1 protein-coding gene is annotated in these 322 nt (G+C 59.6%); it reads right to left on the minus strand.

Annotated features, from left to right (window positions below; genetic code table 11):
• The coding region (locus FLQ44_RS17175; RefSeq protein ID WP_147695379.1) for an efflux RND transporter permease subunit at positions 1-322 on the minus strand (322 nt) is incomplete at both ends.

The following is a 322-nucleotide window of genomic DNA, read 5'->3' on the forward strand; positions in this document are numbered from 1 at the left end:
GGACGATATTCTCGATCTCGACGATCGCGTCGTCGACCAGTACCCCGGCGACAAGGCTGAGCGCCAGCAGCGACAGGCTGTTGAGCGAAAAGCCCATCAGATCCATGAACCAGAAGGTCGGAATGGCCGACAGCGGGATCGCCATCGCGCTGATCATCGTGGCGCGCCAGTCGCGCAGGAACAGGAAGACGACGACGACGGCGAGCACCGCGCCTTCGATCATCGCGGCCATCGAGCTGCGATATTGTTCCTTCGTATATTCGGTGCGGGTGAAGAGGATCTTGAACTTCACCTTGGGGTTGTTCTTCTCGATCTCCGCCAG

It is taken from the genome of Vogesella mureinivorans (assembly GCF_007644035.1).
GTDB lineage: Bacteria > Pseudomonadota > Gammaproteobacteria > Burkholderiales > Chromobacteriaceae > Vogesella > Vogesella mureinivorans.